Origin of the sequence: Aquaspirillum serpens DSM 68, from assembly GCF_000420525.1 — a bacterium.
GTDB classification, from domain to species: domain Bacteria; phylum Pseudomonadota; class Gammaproteobacteria; order Burkholderiales; family Aquaspirillaceae; genus Aquaspirillum; species Aquaspirillum serpens.
In genome coordinates this window covers 1-21969 of sequence record NZ_ATVC01000008.1, presented here as the reverse complement: position 1 = coordinate 21969, position 21969 = coordinate 1, and the positions used below count along the sequence as shown (strand labels likewise).

The 21969-nt window shown below is 44.7% G+C and carries 22 protein-coding genes; 14 read left to right on the top strand and 8 right to left on the bottom strand.

Annotation, left to right across the window (positions count from 1 at the left end):
* Positions 1-33: 33 nt before the first annotated feature.
* The 5 genes from G465_RS0103065 to G465_RS14945 are packed head-to-tail and all read left to right on the top strand — an operon-like array spanning position 34 to position 4368.
* Positions 34-1080: a hemin-degrading factor gene (locus tag G465_RS0103065; protein WP_022653017.1), complete on the top strand. Its 1047-nt coding sequence runs from the start codon at positions 34-36 to the stop codon at positions 1078-1080.
* Positions 1070-1861, top strand: coding sequence for a heme/hemin ABC transporter substrate-binding protein (locus G465_RS0103060; protein WP_022653016.1), 792 nt, complete (start codon positions 1070-1072; stop codon positions 1859-1861). Before G465_RS0103065 ends, G465_RS0103060 begins: the two co-directional genes overlap by 11 nt.
* Positions 1861-2814 carry a FecCD family ABC transporter permease gene (locus G465_RS0103055; RefSeq protein WP_022653015.1) on the top strand — a complete coding sequence of 318 codons (954 nt, stop codon included), beginning with the start codon at positions 1861-1863 and terminating at the stop codon, positions 2812-2814. Before G465_RS0103060 ends, G465_RS0103055 begins: the two co-directional genes overlap by 1 nt.
* Entirely contained in the window at positions 2814-3653 is an 840-nt protein-coding gene (locus G465_RS13235; protein ID WP_022653014.1) for an ABC transporter ATP-binding protein, read from the top strand. Before G465_RS0103055 ends, G465_RS13235 begins: the two co-directional genes overlap by 1 nt.
* A complete protein-coding gene (locus tag G465_RS14945) occupies positions 3634-4368 on the top strand; it encodes an energy transducer TonB (protein WP_022653013.1) in 735 nt (244 codons plus the stop codon). The genes G465_RS13235 and G465_RS14945 overlap by 20 nt, the downstream gene beginning before the upstream one ends.
* On the opposite strand, the gene G465_RS0103040 is transcribed toward G465_RS14945, so the two are convergent.
* The gene (locus G465_RS0103040) at positions 4365-6311 is read right to left on the bottom strand and encodes a glycoside hydrolase family 113 (RefSeq protein ID WP_022653012.1); all 1947 of its coding nucleotides are present in this window, start codon (positions 6309-6311) and stop codon (positions 4365-4367) included. The genes G465_RS14945 and G465_RS0103040 overlap by 4 nt on opposite strands.
* A gap of 76 nt (positions 6312-6387) precedes the next feature.
* Positions 6388-7503, bottom strand: coding sequence for an aromatic ring-hydroxylating oxygenase subunit alpha (locus tag G465_RS0103035; protein ID WP_022653011.1), 1116 nt, complete (start codon positions 7501-7503; stop codon positions 6388-6390).
* A gap of 348 nt (positions 7504-7851) precedes the next feature.
* On the opposite strand from G465_RS0103035, the gene G465_RS0103030 reads away from it, so the two are divergent.
* Positions 7852-9027 carry an acetate kinase gene (locus G465_RS0103030; protein WP_022653010.1) on the top strand — a complete coding sequence of 392 codons (1176 nt, stop codon included), beginning with the start codon at positions 7852-7854 and terminating at the stop codon, positions 9025-9027.
* Here G465_RS0103030 and G465_RS0103025 read toward each other — a convergent pair.
* From G465_RS0103025 to G465_RS0103000, 6 genes are read right to left on the bottom strand one after another with little or no spacing between them, the layout of a single operon-like run.
* The gene (locus G465_RS0103025) at positions 9024-9578 is read right to left on the bottom strand and encodes a hypothetical protein (protein WP_162138804.1); all 555 of its coding nucleotides are present in this window, start codon (positions 9576-9578) and stop codon (positions 9024-9026) included. The genes G465_RS0103030 and G465_RS0103025 overlap by 4 nt on opposite strands.
* A gap of 21 nt (positions 9579-9599) precedes the next feature.
* Entirely contained in the window at positions 9600-10865 is a 1266-nt protein-coding gene (locus tag G465_RS0103020) for a hypothetical protein (protein WP_022653008.1), read from the bottom strand.
* 4 nt (positions 10866-10869) lie between these two features.
* A complete protein-coding gene (locus G465_RS0103015) occupies positions 10870-12075 on the bottom strand; it encodes a type II secretion system F family protein (RefSeq protein ID WP_022653007.1) in 1206 nt (401 codons plus the stop codon).
* Between the two features lie 12 nt (positions 12076-12087).
* A complete protein-coding gene (locus tag G465_RS14940) occupies positions 12088-13623 on the bottom strand; it encodes a GspE/PulE family protein (RefSeq protein ID WP_022653006.1) in 1536 nt (511 codons plus the stop codon).
* Between the two features lie 2 nt (positions 13624-13625).
* The gene (locus G465_RS0103005; protein WP_022653005.1) at positions 13626-14426 is read right to left on the bottom strand and encodes a tetratricopeptide repeat protein; all 801 of its coding nucleotides are present in this window, start codon (positions 14424-14426) and stop codon (positions 13626-13628) included.
* The gene (locus G465_RS0103000) at positions 14423-16120 is read right to left on the bottom strand and encodes a type II secretion system protein GspD (protein ID WP_027405117.1); all 1698 of its coding nucleotides are present in this window, start codon (positions 16118-16120) and stop codon (positions 14423-14425) included. Before G465_RS0103000 ends, G465_RS0103005 begins: the two co-directional genes overlap by 4 nt.
* A 142-nt stretch (positions 16121-16262) precedes the next feature.
* Between G465_RS0103000 and G465_RS0102995 the strand changes: the two genes are divergently transcribed.
* The 8 genes from G465_RS0102995 to G465_RS0102960 form a co-directional block, all read left to right on the top strand.
* A complete protein-coding gene (locus tag G465_RS0102995) occupies positions 16263-17078 on the top strand; it encodes an ABC transporter ATP-binding protein (RefSeq protein ID WP_027405116.1) in 816 nt (271 codons plus the stop codon).
* A gap of 10 nt (positions 17079-17088) precedes the next feature.
* Positions 17089-17871 (top strand): lipid asymmetry maintenance ABC transporter permease subunit MlaE, encoded by a 783-nt coding sequence (gene mlaE / locus G465_RS0102990; RefSeq protein WP_022653002.1) that lies wholly within the window; start codon positions 17089-17091, stop codon positions 17869-17871.
* 13 nt (positions 17872-17884) lie between these two features.
* Positions 17885-18361 (top strand): outer membrane lipid asymmetry maintenance protein MlaD, encoded by a 477-nt coding sequence (mlaD, locus tag G465_RS0102985; RefSeq protein WP_027405115.1) that lies wholly within the window; start codon positions 17885-17887, stop codon positions 18359-18361.
* Between the two features lie 26 nt (positions 18362-18387).
* Positions 18388-19008 (top strand): MlaC/ttg2D family ABC transporter substrate-binding protein, encoded by a 621-nt coding sequence (locus tag G465_RS0102980; RefSeq protein WP_022653000.1) that lies wholly within the window; start codon positions 18388-18390, stop codon positions 19006-19008.
* Positions 18983-19279, top strand: a complete 297-nt coding sequence (locus G465_RS13220) for an STAS domain-containing protein (protein WP_081642676.1) — start codon at positions 18983-18985, stop codon at positions 19277-19279. Before G465_RS0102980 ends, G465_RS13220 begins: the two co-directional genes overlap by 26 nt.
* Positions 19280-19289: 10 nt before the next feature.
* Complete coding sequence (locus G465_RS0102970) at positions 19290-19997, top strand: MlaA family lipoprotein (RefSeq protein WP_027405113.1); 708 nt, start codon at positions 19290-19292, stop codon at positions 19995-19997.
* Positions 19998-20385: 388 nt separating this feature from the next.
* Positions 20386-20979, top strand: a complete 594-nt coding sequence (locus G465_RS0102965) for a CheB methylesterase domain-containing protein (protein ID WP_245556741.1) — start codon at positions 20386-20388, stop codon at positions 20977-20979.
* Between the two features lie 2 nt (positions 20980-20981).
* Positions 20982-21969: sigma-54-dependent transcriptional regulator (locus tag G465_RS0102960; protein ID WP_022652996.1), on the top strand; the 988-nt coding region annotated here is incomplete at its 3' end.

Here is a 21969-nt window from a genome sequence, read left to right as displayed (position 1 = left end):
TATCCATTCACAACATGATAAGGAAGAGAAACTATGGAACGTGCGCCAGAAGCGTTATGGCAAGCTTTCGCTGCTTTAAAACGAGATATGCCACAGATGCGAATTCGCGATGCGGCACGGCAGTTAGCCATCAGTGAAGCCGAGTTGGTGGCTGCCGACCCTGATGCCGTGGCATTAAAGGCGGATTGGCCAACTTTGTTGATGGCTATGCGGACACTCGGGCCTGTGATGGCATTAACGCGCAATGAGGCTTGCGTCCACGAAAAAATTGGTTTGTACGACAATATCAGCATTAACGGAAATATGGGTTTGGCATTAAACCCAGAAATCGATTTGCGGTTGTTTCTCTCTCATTGGAAATATGTTTTTGCGGTAGAGCATCGTCAAACTGACGATAAAGTACAGCGCAGTATTCAAGTATTCGATCGCTATGGTGAGGCAATCCATAAAATTTTCCTGACACTGCAAAGTGATGTGTCGGCTTTTAATAGCGTCAAGCAAGATTTACAGACAACCTTGCTGCCATTGGTGATTGATACTGTCCCTGCTTCCTCGGTAGAACTCCCTGATGACGCCATTGATGTGGTGGGGCTACGGGCGGGTTGGTTGGCGTTAAAAGATGTACATGATTTTCATGGTTTGCTGACACAGCATAAGGTGTCGCGGCAACAGGCGTTCCGTCTGGCACCAGAAGGCCATGCGTGGACGGTGGCAAAAGATGCCATAGAGCCGTTGTTACATTGTGCCAGCGAAACTGAAACCCCGATTATGGTGTTTGCAGGCAATCGCGGCTGCATTCAAATTCATACCGGCCCTGTTCATCGTGTGGAGCGTTTAGGGCCATGGTTGAATGTCTTAGATCCTAATTTCAACCTTCACTTGCGTACTGATTTGATTCAAGAAGCGTGGGTGGTCAAAAAGCCGGGTGACTGCGGCATGTTGACGTCGCTGGAACTGTTTGATGCGCATGGTCAATCGATTGTCACGCTGTTTGGTGAGCGCAAACCGGGTAAGCCAGAGCTGGCCAGTTGGGTGAAGTTGGTCAGTGAGTTGGCGGTGGAAGATGGTGATGTGGCGTAAGTCTCTTTCGACAGCACTGCTGGCGCTGTTGGCATGTCCTGTATGGGCTGCCGCGCCAGAGCGGATTGTGGTGATGACGGCCGATGTGGCGGATGTGGTGGTGGCCTTAGGCGCCGCGCCAACAGTCATTGGTCGAGATCGCTCTAGCCAACACCCTGCCTTGGCTTCGGCAGCGGTGATTGGTTTTAATCGCTCATTGAGCGTTGAACCGATTACCCGCTTAAAGCCTCAGCTGGTGTTAGGAAGCAGCTTGGCACAACCGGCGACCATTTGGCCTCAATTACAAAAATTGGGCATTCCTGCGCAACAAGTGAGCCAACATGAAGATGGGCGTGATTTTGCAAATAGTATTCGTGAGATTGGCCGTTTGTTAGAACAGTCGGCGCGTGCGGAGCAGCTGGCGCAGCAATGGCAACAGGGGATGACGGCAAAGACGGCAACGGGTGTGCGCTATTTGTTCACGTATGACGGGAGTTTGGTTGCCGGTAAAAACACCGCTGCCGATACTCTGATTCGTGCTGCTGGTGGTATCAATATCGCCGAACATGATGGTTTTAAGCCCTTATCGCGTGAGGCTTGGCGTCGCTTGAAACCGGAGGTGATTGTGGTGGCCGATCACAATCGTGCTATCACTGGCGGTCGTGCCGGTTTGTTGGCGCGTCCTGAAATTGCATTAACACCGGCCGGACAAAAAGGTCGGGTGTATGAATTGCCGGCTGGGGAAATGTTCCGCATTGATTTGGACAGTCCGAAAGCGGTGAGCAAGCTAGGGCAACTGTAATGCGTCATCAAGCCGTGGGGTATGGGTTGGCGGTAGCCGTCAGTGTGTTGGTGGTGATCGTGGCGATCACGGGGCAAGGGGGGCTGTGGGCATGGCCAGATTGGCAAGACCCCTTATTACAAGAACTCCGGTTGCCACGCATTGCCAGTGCTTTGCTGGTTGGTGCGGCATTGGCGGGCAGTGGTGCGGCGCTACAAGCCTTGTTTCGTAACCCATTGGCCGATCCGGGTTTGATTGGGACGTCAAGCGGTGCGGCGTTGGGGGTGGTGTTACTCATTGCGTGGGGTGGGGCTGCCAGTTTTGGTTTACCACTGGCTGCCTTTGTCGGGGGCTTATTGAGCACTGGCCTGATTTTATTGTTGTCGCGAGTAGCGGGAAACAGTGAAGCGGCGTTGTTGCTGATGGGTTTGGTGATTGCAGCTTTTATCGGTGCCATTACCAGTTTGGTGCTGTTCTTATCCGATGATCTGACCTTGCGTGGTGCAATGGCATGGCTGGCGGGTAATTTGTCAGGGGCCAGTACCTCGCCGTTAGGTGTATCTGCCGCAGCGATTGCGCTTGCTTTGCTGTTATTGATTGCCTTGGGACGCGATTTAGATTGTTTGGCATTAGGTACAGACAGCGCCCACGGTTTGGGATTGTCTTTAGCAGCAACCCGCGCTTGGGTCATTGTTGCAGCAGCATTAGCAACAGGGGCTGCGGTGGCGTTGTCGGGGGTCATTGGTTTTGTGGGCATGATGGTGCCCAATGCGCTTGCTTTGGTGGTGGGGGGAAGTCGGCGGCGGTTGATTGCGCTGTCGGCTTGGCTGGGTGGTTTATTTTTACTGGCGATGGACACGGTATCCCGTCTGGTGGTGTATCCCATTGAGATTCCCGTCGGCCTGCTGACTGCGTTCACTGGGCCACCGTTTTTTATCTGGTTGTTCTGGTATCGGCAAAGAAAGGTCAACTGATGCAACGCGATGCAATTCCCCTGCCTGTAGCCCATGAAACAGCACTGTCTGCATTTCAAATAGACCAACTCTCTTTGCAAATGGGTCATAAAACCATTCTGCAATCTGTCAATACAGTGATTCCTCGTGGCAGCTTGTGTGTCTTGATTGGGCCCAATGGTGCGGGTAAAAGCACTTTGTTACGCCATCTAGCGGGCTTATTACCACCGCAACAGGGCGAGGTGATGTATCACGGCCAGCCGGTCACTCAATTAAAAGCCCGACAACGTGCCCAGCAGATTGCTTGGGTGGGGCAACATCCGCCGAGTGATTGCAGTTTGAGTATTGAAGATTTCGTGATGTTGGGGCGTCGTCCTCATCTTGGCCGTTTTGCGTTGCCGAAGGCAGACGATCGGCAACGGGTACAACAGGCTTTGCAGGCGCTAGAGCTGACCACTTTGGCTGGACAGCGTTATCAACAAGCGTCTGGCGGTGAGCGTCAGCGTGCAGTGATTGCACAGGCTTTAGCCCAAGATACGCCAACTTTATTATTGGATGAACCGACGAATCATCTTGATTTACGTCATCGCCAGATTTTAATGCAGCGGCTATTTGCCTTGACTGCGCGGGGAAAAACGGTGGTGGCGGTGTTACACGATTTAGAATTGGCGGCAAAGTATGCTGATTGGCTGGTGTTATTGCATCAAGGCCGTGTTTTGCGCGCTGGCCCACCGGCATGTGTACTCGACAGCGAGGCGTTGAGCATTGCCTACGATTGGCCGATTCGTGTGGTGCAAGAAAGTCATGGTTGGCGTTTTGATGTGCTACATGAGGTAAATCATGTTAAAGCCTCTGCATAGTGCGCCTGTCTCGGCATCGGTCACACCTCGCGCCGCCAGTGCTGCTTTGGGGAGTGTGTTATTGCATGGTGGGGTGATTGCACTGTTGACTTGGGGTGTGCAACACACTCGGGTTCCGGCAGTGGCTATCACGCCAATGGTGGCACCCCTGACCGCACAATGGATTGAATTGTTGCCCGCACCGCCTGTTGCCGTTGCTGACGCTGTTCCCACTCCAGCCGCGAATGCTGTCCCCTCACGCGCTGCGCCACCGGTGGTTAAGCGTTCAACACCCGCGCCATCTGCAGCACCAGTGTCATCTACTGCACCTTCTGTTCGTGCACAGACTAAAACCGAGCCTGTGACCAAGACGGTTGCAGAATCGCCACCGGCTGCTTCGGCCGTCCCTGTGGTTGTGACAACTGAGTCATCCTCACGGCCGAGTCACTTTCAAGCACCACGTTTTGATTTGGCCTATTTAGACAATCCCCCACCGCGCTATCCACGGACTGCCCGCCAAATGGGATGGGAAGGCACCGTACTATTGCGGGTAAAAGTTAATTCACAGGGGCGTGCCGATGTGATTCGTCTTGCCCGCAGCAGTGGTTATTCACCGTTGGATGAAGCTGCGCAAGAAGCGGTGGCGCGCTGGCGTTTTGAACCCGCCCGCGAGGGGGAGCAGGCGGTGTCAGCATGGGCGGAAGTGCCGCTTGTGTTTCAATTGCACGCCAGTTAAAACCACACCATATCTGTCCACTGTGGCAAATCACTGCTGCTGGCGAAGCTCACCACTGAAACCGCAGCAAATGCACTGCCGCTGCCATCGGCATCGTAGTATAAGGTTCGCGTTTGGCTATCGAGCAGGTAGCGCGCTGGGCTGCTGGTGGTCAGTGAGGAGACGTTTTGCCAGTCTTGCTGGGTTGCGGCAATAAATACTTTGCTGCTTAACGCGAGTTGATCTTCACCCGCGCGAAAATCTATTAGGGTAGCGGTATCTCCGCTCGCTGCCGCGCGAGTGATTTCAAAGCGATCAGCCCCCGTTCCTCCGCCTAAGGTATCGCGCCCGCCACCGCCATCAACAGTTTGCGCACCTTCGCCAAAACGGATGTTGTCGGCGTAGGGACTACCTACCAGATGCTCCACTTGCAGCAAGACATCGTGAAATCCACCGTGTTTGACCTGCCATAAGCGCGTGTCGCCACTGGCGGTGAGAGCGGTACCGACGCCACTGTAGTTCATCTTATCTACGCCGCTGCCGCCATCGACCATCTTATTTCCTGGCCCAAGATAAACCTCATCATTACCGCCACGCAGCATCACATTGTCTTGTCCTGTTTCGGTGTAAAACAGGTTATTTTGATCGTTACCGATCAAAGTATCGTCATAGATAGTGCCGTTTACGGCTTGGATATGGCGGAATAGGCTGACACCACTTTGATTCCACGCCACGCCCATGCTGTCGTTATCTGTTCCGAAAAACACTGTGCTGCCACTGGCCGACGATTGCAGCGAAAGGGTGTTGTTACCACTACCGCCATCAATCCAATGCGACCCACGCTGTAGGGCAATTCGATCATCTCCCCCGCCTGCTAATACCGCTTGCCCTGTTTGGTTGAGTAACACTAACTCGGCACTGTCGTTGCCGATTAACCATAAATCGGCGCGTGCGCGGCCATCTAATAGCTGTAAAACGGTTGGTGGTGTACTGGCATGAAACCATTGGCTGGCGGTTTGATAAGCGGGTTTGCCCTGCACGGTGTAACCACTGTCGCTATTGTTAAAGCTGGCGCTGGGTTGTGTTTCCCAATTCCACAGATGGATGCCTTGTAAGCCGCCGGTGTGAGTGGAAAATTGACTGAGTGCCGATAACATACCTTGTAGGGCGGCTTGTTGTTCCTGCACATCAACGGTGGTGTTTTGTTCGTAGTCTTCCGGCTTGAGTGCTGCACCGTCGATGCTACGATAGCCTGCTTCGGTGATTAACACACGATGTCCGGTGGCGTTTTGTAGGGCGCTGATTTGGGTTAATGGCGCAATCTCACCGCCCACACCGAGATACCAGCTTTCCATGACCTGTGCTGCGTTGACCGCATAACTACCGGCGCTGACTGGATAGGCGGTAACACTGGCAAAATCAAGCTGTTCCCAAAAAGGCACACTCATGGCGGCACTCAAGGTCGAACTATAAGTGAGTTGTCCTTGATAGACTTCCCGAATGGCGCTGATGATGTCCGTCCACTGTGTTTGATAACGAGCAATCGCTAATGAGCTAAATTCTGTGCCCAACACAAACACATCAACCTGATTGGCTTGAGCCAATCTAGCCTGTTCAACAATCCAAGTGCGATAAGTTTGAAACCACGCCTCGGGGTCGGTGGGGGCAAAACGGCCACGCCAGTCATCGGTTTGTGGACTGAAGTGTGGTTTATAGATGACCTCTAGATTTGGATAGCGTTGTGCGGCTTGTAAGATCGTGGCCACATTAGCGGCTGATTCTGTACGGCCATCGGCAACGATAGTGCTGGAAAAGCGATCTTTGGTGTAAGCCGTTGCTACGATAGAGACGCTGTTAGCGCCACTGGTGACCAATTCGCGTAGCGATTGTGCGGTGTCCTGACTGGCAAAACGCCCATTCCACCATGAGGGTAGGGCAAAGCCTTGGCTAGTAAAGGATGTCATGGGGAAAGTCTCGGTAAAGGCCAGACGAGCAAACGCCCCCAAGGCGGGGGCGTATGAGCAAACAACTGTGGTCAGCTTAGCGGGCTTTTACAAAATCTGCACCCATTTCGCGCCGGTAGTATTCATGGAAATGCTGCATTCCATCTTCGGTTGGCGATTGGTAAGGGCCGACTTCGGATTCACCACGTTGCCACAGGGCGCGGCGGCCTTCGTGCATCCGGTAGCAAATCTCATCATCTTCAACAGCGGTTTCAAAGTAAGCTGCTTTTTCTGCTGCGATAAAGTCAGGCTCAAACCACACGATTTCTTCTGGGTAGTAAAACTCAGTGATGACGGTGGTTTTTTCTGGGCCACGAGGAATCGCGACACTGACCACTAACACATGGGGATACCACTCCACCATTATGTTTGGATAATAGGTCAACCAGATTGCGCCAAACTCGGGTTGTTTTTCTTGGTACTGTTTGAGCACTTCTTGGTGCCACTGGCTGTAAACCTGACTGCCTGCCCGTGCCAGACGATTTTTCACGCCAACCGTTTGCACATGGTATTGTCGGCCCCATTCCCATTTCAACTCGCTGCAGTCAACGAAGTTGCCCAAACCAGGGTGGAACGGATCGACATGGTAGTCTTCTGAATACACCTCGATAAAGGTTTTCCAGTTGAAGTCGTATTCAGTGGTGACAGATTCTGAGTAGGCGTATTGCTCAAAACTCAGATGTTGGGCGACACCTAGACTGGCTAAATCCTGTTGAATGTCGCGTTTTGCGTCAAACAACAAACCATTCCAAGAGACCAACTGCGTTTTCCCAAGATTGAGACAAGGGTTATCAGCAAAGTGCGGTGCACCGACTAAAACACCCTGATTATCATAAGTCCAACCGTGGATATTACAGGTGATAAGATCACCATTGCCGCGACCCTTATGGATGAGGGCTTGCCGATGTCGGCAGACATTCGACAATAGCTGCACACCGCTTTCTACTCGTTTGAGCATTTTGCCGTGATCCATCCACGCCAAAGTGTGATAGTCACCGATATTCGGCACCATCAGCTCATGTCCATAGTATTGCGGAGCGTTGCGGAACAAACGTTCTTGTTCCAATTGATAAATGGCCGGATCGAAGTAAACATCGACCGGAAGTTGCGTGGAGGAGGCGCGCAGAGTATGCGCGTTCGCCAGATCAGACATTATTCCCAATCCCCAATATCTGAAGAATCAAGACCAGCCGAATCTCGCTGAAACGAGTTTGCGGATACCTATTTCTTACTTAGCCAATTCAAAGTTGTGGTGTGAGTTGGCTTGAAAGCAAGGGGCCGGATTGTCGCCGTAAGCGTATGGAGATGCAAGCCTTTTGTGAAAAAAACTTGCTAAAAGTAGTTTTTCATCAAAGTTTTAGTAAAAAGCAGGTTAAATCGAGGGATTTTGCTCACATATCTTTAACATCCATGTCGTAAAGTTGGCTTTATCTTCTTGGCATGTCTGGTATCCTAGGCTGGTTGTGCCTTTGGCCTATCCGCCCCCTTTTTGGAGAAATCGATGTCTTCTGTGTTGGTGATTAACTGTGGTAGTTCCTCTCTGAAATTTGTTTTGTTAGACCCAGAAACCGGCGAGGTAGCATTAAAAGGTTTGGCTGAACGGCTCGGACAACCGGGGGCGCATGTCTTATTTAAGGGAGACGAAAGCTACGAATTCGATCTGCAACAAGGGGCACACAGTGAAGCCATGCAGGCCGTGTTGGCTGAATTGGAAAAACGGGATTTGATGACCAAAGTGCGCGCAGTTGGGCATCGTGTTGTGCATGGTGGTGAGCATTTTCAGGGATCAATCATTATTGATGATGAGGTGTTGACTGCGATTGAAGCATGTTCAGCCTTGGCACCATTGCATAATCCCGCCAACCTAATTGGTATTCACGCTGCCCGCCAACATCTGCCCCACCTGCTCCATGTGGCTGTGTTTGATACTGCTTTCCATCAAACCATGCCATCACATGCCTATTTGTATGCAGTGCCGATGTTCTTGTATAAAGAACACGGTGTTCGCCGCTATGGTTTTCATGGCACCAGTCATCGTTATGTGTGTCAACGCACTGCACAGTGGTTACGTAAACCAACAGATGAAATTTGTATGATCAGCGCGCATTTGGGCAACGGTTCCTCTGCTTGTGCGATTGTGAATGGCAAAAGTGTTGATACCACCATGGGGCTGACGCCATTAGAAGGGTTAGTCATGGGAACGCGCTCGGGTGATATCGACCCAGGTATTTTGCCGTTCTTATGCGAGGTATTGAAAACCGATGTGCAGGGGGTAAATGAACTGCTAAACCGCAAAAGTGGTTTATTAGGTTTGTCTGAGTTGAGCAACGATTGCCGAGAATTGTTAGAAGCAGAAGCCCAAGGCCATCAAGGGGCACACTTGGCGTTGGAAGTGTTTGTTCATCGTCTAGCAAAGGCTATTGCTGGTTTGATGACTAATTTGCCTCGGATTGATGCGTTGGTTTTTACCGGTGGAATTGGTGAAAATGCGCCAAGCCTGCGTGCCCGTACCTTACAGCGCCTAGGTTTATTTGGTTACCGTGTTGACACGCAAGCCAATGCGCTTTGTGTTGGAGGTAAAGAAGGGCAAATTACGGCGGCTGGCAGTCCGCTGGCCTTGGCGCTGGGGACAGATGAAGAGCGAACCATCGCACGCGATACGTTAGCTCTTTGTTAATCGTTGAAGGCCTGTTTGCCTGCGGCAGTGACAGTGAGCCACTGTAATTGACAATTTGCTGTTGCTGCGCCGGTCCTCAACTGTTGCACATCACAGCGCATGGGCGATAGGACACCCTCGCGCTGTGTCAAAAAATCCAGCAATTCAAACAGCTGTATTTCTCGTTTTAAGCCTATTTTTAATTTGATTGTACTTATCTGCCATAATCCCTGTTGATGTTGTTCTGCGATTGAAAAATCAACTTGCCAATCATTATTGGTAATGCCTTTCTGTTCTATTTTTTGCAAGGTTTGTAACAGTGCTACGCGGTTTTCAGCTTGAAATAATATGCTGTTTTTTAACTTATGTTTTTGCAAAGACATCTCTTGTTCAGGGACTATTGTTTTTTGTTGATATTGTTGCAGCTGATTTTTTAATCGTTGATTGTTTTTATAATAATGGAAAGCATAACCACTTATTATGATTGATAATCCGATAAGCATTGAGGCAACTTTCAGCAAATGTGCTGGTGGTAAATAATGCCTGATGTCTGTTGTTTTTATAAAATACATGCTCTTACCCTTCATCAGAGATTATATGCATCTTGCTGGACGATCTGTTTCGATAGTCAGCTGAAACACCGGATTATTATCTTGCTGTCGATTTGTCCAGTTTTGATCAGGTCGCAATGGTAAGGGAGATTGTTCAATTGAGGTTGTTAACTGTTGTTTTTGCAAAGCATTTGCAACCGCGTGAATCCATAGCATTGCTTGATGTGGATTAACCTCAGTTCTATGTTGAAGGTTAATAGAAAATTTTAGTTTTGGCTCTTTTTTAGTAAATTCATATTGCCATGTGTAATGACTGATTTCTAATGGCCAGGCTTTTTTTATTATTTCTTTGACAGTACCCAGACATTTCTCTGGTGGCCTAATTAGATCATATTGCTGCAGTTGACTCAGTATTTGATCTTGTTGTTGCTGTCTTTGCTGTTGATTTTCTACAGTAATAAACTCTCGTTTTTTTAGTGATAGGATTTCGGTTAGTTGCTGCCCTTCTTGGAAGAAGAAAATAAAAGCAACAAATGATATAACAATCATGCTTGATGTTAAAAAAATGATCGCCTGAGTTATTTTTGTTAAATACTGCTTAAAAAAGCTTTTACGCAGATGTGGTAGTGAGTAACTAATGCTTTTCTTGATGATGTCAGAAATTAGGGCTGATTTGTCAATCTCCGATGTGATATTTATCAATTGTTTTCCTGTTGACCTTTGCCAGTTGTCCACTTCTCGTGCTAACCAACTCTCTTCTGGTTGTAAATATAAATCCCGCTTTGCTTTTAGATAACCATCTTGATAAGTGTAAAAGTGTAATAGGCTGTCTGTCTGATAGTAAATGTCTTTATTAGGCAGATTCTTGAGAAATTTATGACTAAGTAAATCAAAAAAATTCACGATTTTTGCAACTTGGATTTCTTGCTCCTCTGCAATGGTAAATATCTTATCCATCACTGCTTCTGTTTTGAGGCTGTAACAAAATAAGCATCGTCCCTTTAATTGGTATATTGCATTACCTTTTAACTTCGATCTCTCCAACCGGTTAAGCAGCCTTTTCTGATCGAAGAAGCCGATTTTTGGTAGATACTCTACCTTAGTATCAACAAAGCTACTGCTTAATACAAAATAAAAAATAGTCTGTTTGTCTTGTTTAACTACATCAATCCATTGGTTCAACCAGTCTTGTTGTTGATTAGTTGTTGATAAAGTTAAAATTTGACTTATTTTTATTTTTTGGAAAAATACCTCGCAAAAGAATATTTCTATCTGGCTGGGTTCAATAAAAACAATGGCTTTTTTCATGCTATCACTGCCCCAGTTGGCTACTCAATTCATACAATGGACCTAGGGTTGCCATGATGAAAAAAGCAAGTATCAGCCCAATAAACAAAGTAAGGCATGGTTCAATTAACTTTTGTACTTTTTGTAATCTCTGATTGGCTTTTTCACGATAGAATATGGAAATATAGTCTAAGCATGGTGCAATTTTTCCCGTTTTCTCTGCATTATAGATAAGAGAAACAATGATCTGGGGCGCTAATTGTGTATGGGCAAGGCTTTCATGAAAGCAAAAGCCTTGTTCTAATTTTTGATAAATTAACTCAATTTGTTTTTGAATGAAGGCATTGTTGCTGATAAAATTACTGGTTTGTATCGAATCTGCCAATGTGAGACCGCTAGTTAAGGTGATGCTGAGCAGTCGGCTAAATTGGCTGAGAAAAATCATTTGTTGAATCTCTCCAAAAATTGGTAATCGCCAACAGAAATAGTCTACCTTTTCTCTTGAAATTAACTCATGTTTAATCAAGAGGTAAATAATTAAAAAAATAAATCCTAAAATAATGGCTAACTGGTCAACTTCTGTTTGTAACCAATCAGACAGTGAAATTAATATGCGTGTTGTAGTCGGGAGTTCTTGATCTAAACTTAAGAGAAAGCTGGTCAATTCTGGTAATATCCAATAGCTCAAAAAAACAACAGCAGCCAACCCAATAACAACAGTAAACATCGGGTATAACATAGCTTGTCTAATAGTATCTTGGTTGTTTTTTTGTTCTTGTAGGTACGTATAAGCATGATTCATACTTGTAATAAGGCTGCCACTGGTTTCACCGATTCTAATAAACTCTTTTACCATGTTTGAGAAAATTTGATTATGACTGATTGCCTGATATAGAGATTTTCCTTGTTCTAATGCTAACAGCGTTGCTTGTAGTGCATTTTTACGATTCGTGTTTTCACTGGCTTCAATCAAACTTTCAATAGATGAAATCACTGTAATGCCAGATTGTAATAGTAACAACCATTCAAATAATAATTGAAGTTGTTGATCGATTTCTATTTTTTTACCAAAACTCAGCCAATTTTTCTTTTTATTGTCTAATAGTTTGCAATCAATTAGAAAAAGATTGCGTGCTTTTAATGATTTTTCTAACTCAGTGATGCTTTCTACATCAATGTAACCAGTATGGATTTTATGGTTATGGTCAATTGATCTGTAGTAATATCTCATATTCTTAACTTCCTAAAAAAACATAGAGCTTTCTTTATTGATAAGTCCTGCTCTAACTTTTTCTTTGATGTCTTGTTCCATTGAGAAATGATTCTCTCCATGTAATTTACTTTTTTCAATTTGCAACAAAGATTCTTTATTAGAAATGGCAAGTGAAATTTCCTTGTCGAAGGCAATTACCTCTGCAATCACTGTTCGACCAAATAAACCAGTCCCATGACATATACGACAAGAGACAGATTGAGAACAGCTACACTGTTTCTTGACTAGTTTTTGTGAAATTACACCTATTATATTCATTGCAACTAATTCATGACTAATGCCAAGTTCAATTAGACGTGCAACTACACCTAATCCAGAGTTTGCATGTAAGGTTGCATAAACTTGATGTCCTGTCATGGCTGCTCTAATTGCCATAATTGCTGTGTCTGTGTCTCGAATTTCGCCTACCAAAATAATATCCGGATCTTGTCTTAATAAAGATTTTATGCCATCTGAGAATGAGATTTTACTGTTATCTGTTAATGAGGTTTGTCTAATAGAACCCATTACATACTCAACAGGCTCTTCTAGCGTCATGATATTAATTTGGGGGCGATTTATTTTTTGTAACAAGCTATACAAAGTTGTTGTTTTTCCACTCCCTGTTGCTCCTGTGACAATAATTAAACCTTGTTCTTGTTGAATAATTTTATCAATGAGTTTTAATTGTTCAGATAGAAAGCCTAAGCTGCTTAAATGAAAAATATTATTGCTAAAATTAAGTAAGCGAATAACAATGTTTTCACCAAATAGAGTCGGATGAACAGAAACACGAAAATCAATTTTTTTGCCAAAAATTTCTGCGCTAAAACGACCATCTTGTGATTTTCTGTTTTCACTGATATCTAAATTTGCTAAAAATTTTATTTTTCCTAAGATAGTTGGCCATTTTTTGTAATGAATAAGTGTTGCTTCATGCAAATCCCCATCTATTCTCCAACATAGCCGAGTGAAATACTGATGTGGTTGAAAATGGATGTCTGAACATTTCCTTGCAAGAGCAATCCTAAAAATCATTTCTAAGAAGTCTTCTTGGTTTGGATCGAGTTTTTGATGATTGTAAAAATATTGCTCTAGAAAATTTAATATGGCTTTTTGACTGCAAAGAAAGATATCAACCTTAGCAGATGGGTTGAAGAAACTTTCTCTAATTAAGTCGATTGATAAAAACTGATCCGTATCGCTAACAGCTAAGCTGATTGTATTGGCTGTTTTATTAAAACATAGTGGAAAAATTAAGTGTTGTTCGAGAGTTAATAATTGATTTTCTGTAAACTCAAATATTTCCCTATTGTTTTGGTCAAAAACATTTATGCTTTTAACACCTAGTTTCTCAGCTAATGCTGCATAACAAATATCAGCATCAACAAAGCCCATCTCAATGAGAATATTACAAATTCTCGTACCAATGTTTCTATGCTTTTGTTCCTCAAGTGCAATAGTGAGCTGTTGTTGCGTAATGAGTCCTTTTTTAATCAGTAATTGCCCAATTTTTTCATTATCCATTTCTAACCTCGAATTAAATTCTCGATGTGTATAATACGATTGTCAACCTGCTGAATATTAAATTGATAGGGTGATCCTTGTTGGGTCAATTCGATAGATTTTTTATAGAAAAGAAGTGCTTGGTTTTTCAAGTTTAATTGATCGAGACTGACTGCTAAGTTAAAAGCAAAATCAGCCTGTGTGGGTTGCATATCATAGGCAATAAAGAAATTTTCTTGTGCTTGTTGCCAATCTCCTGCTTTAGCCAGTTCAATTCCATACAAGAATATTTCATCTGCTGTTTTATTTTTACTACTATCCTCATAGGGCAAGTTTTTTTCTGTATGCTGTTCAAAAAAATAGAGTGGTTTTGTTTCTGTATTGTCTTTAACCTGAGAAATTTTTGTAGGCAATTGAGAATTTTTATTTTCAATTGCTTTTTGCTCTTGATGTGTTTGCTGACTTTCTTGATCTACTCTCAGCGAAGGGGCTGGATATTCTCTAGCTAGTCTATCGAGTAGCTGTTCTTCTGCTGCAGTTGATGTGACAATTGTGTCTTGAGTCACTTCAGGAGACAGTTTTGTTGGAGTATTTCCTGTGGTAACCACCTGTTCTGCTTTGGCATTAATTAAGGTCAGATCTGTGGCAAATAGAATCATCCCTCCAATTAGGAGAACACTAATTATCAAGATCGATTTGGTTTTGCTTTTTTGATTGTTTTTTGAATCTGAGCTCATATCTTCCTGCCGTAATGTGCTCTCGATATGTAGAGAGTTAGGTATCTTTTCTGAAAAGTTAAATTCATTAAGTGGTTTGATTTTCATGTTGGATCTCCATCTTGATTAGAGAGCTTAATGATTTTTTGCTGTGTTGCTGAAATCAGAGTTGGTTTGATTAAAACAACTAATTCTGTTTTTTTGCTTTCTTCGGTGCGATATTTAAAAATATTACCGACTACTGGAACACGGCTGATAAAAGGTAGACCGATATCATTTTCTTTTATTTGGTCTTTAATCAATCCGCCGAGCACAGCCACTTGGCCATTTTGAAGAAACAATGTCGACTCTAGTTCTCGAATCTGTACAATAGGAATTTCGCTTTTTACATCAACTGAGTTAGCTTTCGCTTGTTGTGAAAGAGCTAAATCAATTGCTGGGTCTCGGATATAGCCAATAACAGATGAAATAGTTGGACGAATATTGATTGCTATTCTTCCTTGGTCAGAAATTTGTGGCAAAATGGTGAGAACAATCCCTTCTGATACGGTATTTAAATGACTTTCATAGCTTGTTCTACTAGCCTGATTATTGTTGCCTTCTGAAATATTCACCCGCATAGTAAAGTAAGGGATGTCTTGTACTGCTTTGAGAATAGCTGGTTGATTATTAAGAGAAATAATTTTAGGGCTGGATAAAACTTTAAGTTTGCCAAAACTTTCTAAAGCTTGTATTGTGCTTTGTATGTTGCCACCGCTACTAATATATTCAAAAATGGGCAATGCAGCATTAAACTTCGGTATAGGGTTGCTATTGATATAACGGGCAAAATTCTGTTGATAACGATACCGACCATCTTTAAATATTCCTTGCCAGTCAATACCCATTTGATACTCGTGTGAAAGTTCTATTTCAATGATAGTTGCTTCTATCATGACTTGTTTGTTGCTTTGTGCTTCTATCTCTTTAATCAGTTGAGAGATTTTTTGATGTTGATTTTCGGTAGCTAATATTGAGATAATCCCAGTTTCTTTATGAATTGATACTAGGCCAGAGACTTGAGAAAAACTTTCTTTAATTGGTACGCTCGATGTTTGTTGGTTTGGTTTTTGCTCATTTGATTTTGGCACCAATTCAACAACGGTTGGAGAATTCCCTCGCTCTTGTAAAATTTTCTCAAAGTGATTTTGTAAACTTTGCCAGAAATGATTATGTGCTTCATTTTGGAATTGACTATATGATCCTGCTTTATGTCCTGACTGATTCCCTGGGATAATGCTGTGGCTACCGGTGGCTTTGACTACTGAACTGGCACCAATTTCCGTTTTATATTGACGGTTTAAATTAAGATGATTGATTTGGTAGTGTTTTAGATAAGGAGTATCTGGCTCAATATCAATAATGATGGCTTGATCACTAACTCGCCAACGAATAGCCGCTTGCTGCGTAATACGATTTAAAATAGTGGGCAAAGATTGTTTAATGGCATGAATCGTGATTAAACCATTGATAGCTGGATGAACATCAGCATTTAGCCCTGCTTCTTTTGCGATCTTGCTAAGTACTTCGCGTACTGGCGCTTGTGAAACAATTAAAGTAAAGGTTTTTTGTGGTGGCTGAACCAGAGTGAGCGGAGATGATTCGGTGCTGACTGGTGAAGAAATAACGGATGGCGTGTGAGGCTGTGTAAGATGCTGGTCTGAAAGTGTTGGCGGGCGATGCTGACAAGCCGTCAGTGATAAAAACATCATCAGCCAGAGAGGAATTTTTTGCTGCTGACGCGTTCTAATATGAAGTTGCATTCCCACGGTTGTCGACTCCACGTCCAGTTGACGGCAACAATTTGGTATCTCAATTCATCACGGAATATAATCCGTTTGTCGAGATGATATTTATCATCTCGCTTTTTTATTTGCAATGCTAATGTGCTTGCTGGGCGGGTATATGTACAATGAAACAGATTACAAACCTTTCATAGAACTCAAAAATGTTAGTTTTTCCTACGGCACAAAGCCCATTTTGCAAGACATTTCACTATCTATACCACAAGGTAAGCTAGTTGCCATAATGGGTGGTTCTGGTTGCGGAAAAACAACATTGTTGCGTTTGTTATCGGGTCAGGTAAAACCGCAATCCGGTTCGGTTTGGGTTGATGGTTGTGAGGTTAACCGTCTGTCTGACCGTGATTTGCTGGCATTGCGCCGCCGCTTGGGTATGCTTTTCCAATTTGGCGCATTGTTTACTGATTTGAATGTATTTGAGAATGTTGCTTTTCCATTGCGTGAACATACTCAACTACCAGAGGCGATGATTCGTGATCTGGTTTTGATGAAGCTACAAGCAGTAGGGCTGCGTGGGACAGCAAATTTGATGCCATCCCAGCTATCAGGGGGGATGTCGCGTCGAGTCGCTTTGGCGCGGGCGATTGCCTTAGATCCGGCTTTAATGCTGTACGATGAGCCTTTTACTGGTTTAGATCCGATTGCACTCGGCACGATTGCTGTATTGATTCGGCGTTTGAATGATGCTCTGAAAACTACGGCTGTGATGGTGACACATGATGTGCATGTCTCGTTAAATATACTAGATTATGTGTATTTTATTGCCGAAGGAAGAATTGTCGCCCAAGGTACGCCACATGAAGTTCGTGTTTCTACCGATCCGTTTGTGAGGCAATTTGTCCAAGGTGAAGCGGATGGACCGGTCAGATTACACTACCCTGCTGCTGATTACGCGGCTGAACTTGGTTTAAAGCAATGAGGAGATTCGCTTGCCTGATTTATTGTACCCATTACGTCGAGTTGGGCATCTGGTTGTAGAGGGTGTGTGGCGTTTTGGTTTTGCCATGCGCTTTTTGTTCTTGTTATTAATCAATTCTTTACAGACATTACAGCGATTGCCCTTGTTAATCCGTGAGATTTATTTTGCGGGTGTTTTGTCATTACTGATTATTGTGGTGTCGGGGACTTTTGTTGGTATGGTTTTAGCATTGCAAGGCTATACCACGCTCAATAGTTTTGGTTCTACCGAGGCGCTAGGGACTTTAGTGGCATTATCTTTGCTGCGTGAGCTTGGCCCTGTATTAGCTGCACTATTGTTTGCCAGTCGATCGGGTAGTGCGATGACGGCAGAAATTGGTTTGATGAAAGCCACTGAACAGTTAGATGCGATGGCGGTGATGGGGGTGAACCCGATAGCGCGGGTGTTGGCACCTCGGTTTTGGGCTGGGGTGGTATCGATGCCATTATTGGCTGCTGTATTTAATGTATGTGGAATTGTTGGGGGGTATTTTGTTGGTGTCGTGATGATTGGTCTGGACGGGGGCGCTTATTGGTCACAAATGCAGTCAAATGTTGATCTTCACTATGATGTGGTCAATGGTGTGATCAAAAGTGTGATTTTTGGGGTGGCGGTGACATTGATTGCTGTGTTTGAGGGTGTTAACGCCGTACCAACTGCAGCGGGAGTCTCTGGTGCTACGACTCGGACTGTTGTTACCTCCGCTCTCGTGATTTTGGCCCTAGACTTTATGTTAACGGCTTTTATGTTTTAAGGATTCAAGAATGGTGCAACGCGGTACGATAGATTTGTGGGTCGGCGTCTTTGCGGTGATCGGCCTTGGGGCTTTGCTGTTTTTGGCACTCAAAGTGGCAAATCTGACTTCCATCGGCTCGGGTGTGCAGAGCTATGTGGTGTATGCCGATTTCGATAATATCGGTGGCTTAAAAGTCAGAGCACCGGTGAAAGCGGCGGGCGTTTTAGTGGGACGTGTTGAATCGATTGCTTTAGACACAAAAACCATGCGTGCTCGTGCAACTTTGGCTTTAAACAGTGAATATCGCTTTAGCAAGGATGTGAGCGCGCAAATTCTGACAGCAGGTTTGTTAGGCGAGCAATATATTGGTTTGTTGGATGGGGGCGATGAAGTTCAATTGGCTGCCGGCGATAAGATTGATATCACTTCATCTGCTTTAGTATTAGAGGATTTGGTTGGCAAATTTATGTTGAGTTTTGCTGAAAAACCAACCAACTCAACCGAATAATCATCATTTAATTAAGGAAATAAAATATGTTACAGGGTTTACGTCATTGGTTAGTACCAATTTTGTTCTGTGCTGGATTGCTACCATCAACTGTTGCACTGGCAAATGACACGCCGGATGCCATGGTACGGCAGGCCTCTCGACAGGTCTTAGACACGCTGAAAAAAGATGACGGGAAAAATAGCCGTCAGATTCGTGCTGAGGTGGAATCTATCGCTGTGCCGAAGTTTGATTTCAAACGGATGACGGCTTTAGCGGTGGGACGAGGATGGAGAGACGCTTCACCGGCGCAGCAGGAAGAATTACAAGTGCAGTTCAGAACGCTACTGGTGAGAACCTACACTTCAACCATGTTCCGCTTCCGTAATGCACAAGTCAATGTGGCATCTAACCCTGTTATTTCTGCCGACGGTAATGAAGCCACAGTACGTAGCCAAGTAGCGATGGGTGATGGTAAGAATGTCCAAGTTGACTATTCCTTATATAAGGTTGCTACTGAATGGAAAGTCTATAACGTCTCTGTAGAAGGGGCGAGCTTGGTCACTGTCTATCGCAATAATTTTAACGACATTATTCGTCAGTCGGGTGTTGATGGCTTAATTAAGTCATTAAAAGAGAAAAATGATGCTTTCATCGCCAAAAGCTGAGTTATCGCCGTGGCCACTGAAGGGCAACGTTACGTTTTATGAGGCAGCAAAAATTGAACGTGAGATAAGCCAAGCGGTGCAGCGCGGTGTTGTTTGTTTCGATTGGCAAGCGGTGGAAAAGGTTGATTCCGCAGCGGTTGCTTTGGCTTTGCAACTACAACGCATTGCTGCGGCTAACCACGTGGAACTCTCCCACCTACATCTGCCGCAAGCATTTTTAGATCTTGCTGATTTATATGGAGTTTCTGACCTTGTTACCTCTGTTCAATAGGCGTTCGGCCATGGCGGCAGCCTTGGTTCTTTCTTTGACCGCTTGTGCCAGTGTTGAGCAACGCCATGCCCGCGACCCTCTCGAACCGGTGAATCGTGTCGTGTTTTCCTTTAATCAGAAGGCGGATCGATATGTGATGCAGCCGGTTGCTGAGGGATACAAAACCGTGACACCTGAGCCCATCCGACAGGGGGTCAGTAATGTTTTTGACAATATGAAAGATATTGTCAGTTTTGCCAATCATGCAGTCCAATTAAAGCCAAAGGAAGCACTAAATGACTTTTTCCGTGTAGCTGTTAATACGGTATTTGGTTTTGGTGGTTTGCTTGATATTGCTTCCCCAATGGGACTCAAAAGCCAAAAAAGTGGCTTCGGCGATACTTTGGCACATTATGGTTGGAAAAACAGCCATTATGTAGTGTTGCCGCTATTAGGGCCTTCAACTGTACGTGATGCGATTGGTACGGGGGTTGATTTTGTCTCTAATCCACTCGACCATCATGTCCAACATGATGTTCCTACACGCAATACTATCGTCGGTGTTAACGTAATCAATCAGCGGGCGCAGTTGTTGGGTAGTGAAAAATTGTTAGAAGAAGCTGCCCTCGATCCCTATTCTTTGATGAGAGATACCTATTTGCAGATTCGAGATAAAAAAGTTGGGTTGCAATCTCAAGCAGAAGAAGAGATCCCTATTAATGAATTAGTGAATCCCTAATAGATCATTTCTATGATTAGGTCTATAAAGCGCCTTAACGGGCGCTTTTATTTTTTATCAGATAGAATTTTTGTTTTATGTGTTTATCGCAATTCTTCTTCATATTTTACGCGGTTTTCATCAGGCACCTTTTAGGGTATAAAGCAAGAGTGAATTTTGTTTTTGTTGTTTGTTGCGATTTTTCGCGTACAGGCCTTGTTTCCTGCTAGAGTTGTGGTTAACCTTGTTTGAGTGTGATCTGGCGAGGCAAGGATGTTCTTGTGTGTGTCTCTTTTCTATTTGATTGCCCTTTATGTTAAAGCCTGCGACACAAAAACCCTTTGAGTTAACGCCAAGCTATAGCGCCGACGTTGTCTTGCCCCTACACCCCTGTTGTTGCAATAGTCGCATGACAGAAAAGATGGTGTTGATCGGCGCTTCAACGGGGGGGACTGAGGCAATCAAGGCTGTGTTGACTGCGCTACCAGCCCAATTTCCTCCTATCTTGATCGCACAACACATGCCAGAAGTCTTCACCAAATCATTTGCCGATCGACTCAATACACAATGTGCGTTGACAGTGAAAGAGGCCGAGGACGGTGAAATGATTAAAGCAAATCATGTTTATATTGCCCCCGGTTTTGCTCATCTTTTATTACAAAAGCGGGGGATGCAATTTTTTGTTGCTCTCAGTCGTGGCAATGAAGTCAATCGTCATCGTCCTTCGGTGGATGTATTATTTCGTTCTGGCGCTAATACCCTAGGCGCTGCTGCTGTTGGTGTGATTTTGACGGGAATGGGGCGAGATGGTGCACGAGGATTAGCTGAATTACGCCAAACAGGTGCCTATACCATTGCCCAAAATGAAGCGTCTTGTGTTGTATTTGGTATGCCGAAAGAAGCAATCGCACTAGGTGGTGTGGCAGAAGTGCTATCGATTGAACAAATTGCGCCACGACTATTAGCTTTGTTGACACATCAAACAAGTCATATTGCGAGGTAGAGATGTCTAAGCTCACGCTACCTATTCTTGTGGTTGAAGATGATGATGCTTTATTGGAGGCCATCGTAGATACCCTGCATTTGGCAGGGTACTCAACCTTGACAGCAAAAGAAGGTAGATCAGCACTCCATATTCTCAAACAACATAAAGTTGCTCTGGTGATCTCGGATGCACAAATGCAACCGATGGATGGATATGCTTTATTTGCAGCATTAAAACAAAAAAATCTGACGGTGCCGTTTATTTTAATGACGGCGTATGGAGAGTTAGATAAAGCTGTTGAAATGTTGCGGGCTGGTGCTGCACATTACTTACAAAAACCGTTTGAACCTGATGTGCTGCTAGATGAGGTGGCGCGTTGTCTCGAGAGGACACATGCTGCCCCCACTGCGCTTAATCATGTCGAAGCAACTACGGCTCTTGTTGCTGAATCCAAGGTAATGAAAGAGCTGTTAGCGTTATTGGGGAAAGTTGCTTTAAGTGATGCTAGTGTATTTTTGCATGGTGAAAGTGGTGTAGGAAAAGAAGTTTTAGCCCGCTTTCTGCATCAACATTCGGCACGGGCAAACGGCCCCTTTGTTGCAGTCAACTGTGCAGCGATTCCTGAACACTTGTTAGAATCGACACTGTTTGGACATGAAAAAGGCGCTTTTACCGGTGCTAGCCAAAGTTTTGTTGGTAAGTTTGAACAGGCCCAAAGTGGTACACTCTTGCTCGACGAAATCAGTGAAATGCCATTGCAACTGCAAGCAAAATTGCTGAGAGTGTTACAAGAGCGAGAGTTAGAACGATTGGGTAGTAATCGTGCAATTCGTTTAGACATTCGGGTGATCTCAACCAGTAACCGCCACATCGAAGAAGAAGTGGCTGCTGGTCGGTTTCGAGAAGATTTATACTTCCGTTTAAATGTTTTTCCGGTTTCTATTCCCCCTTTGCGGGAAAGAAAAGAAGATATTTTGCCTTTGGCTAAAGCTTTTTTATCTGGCACAG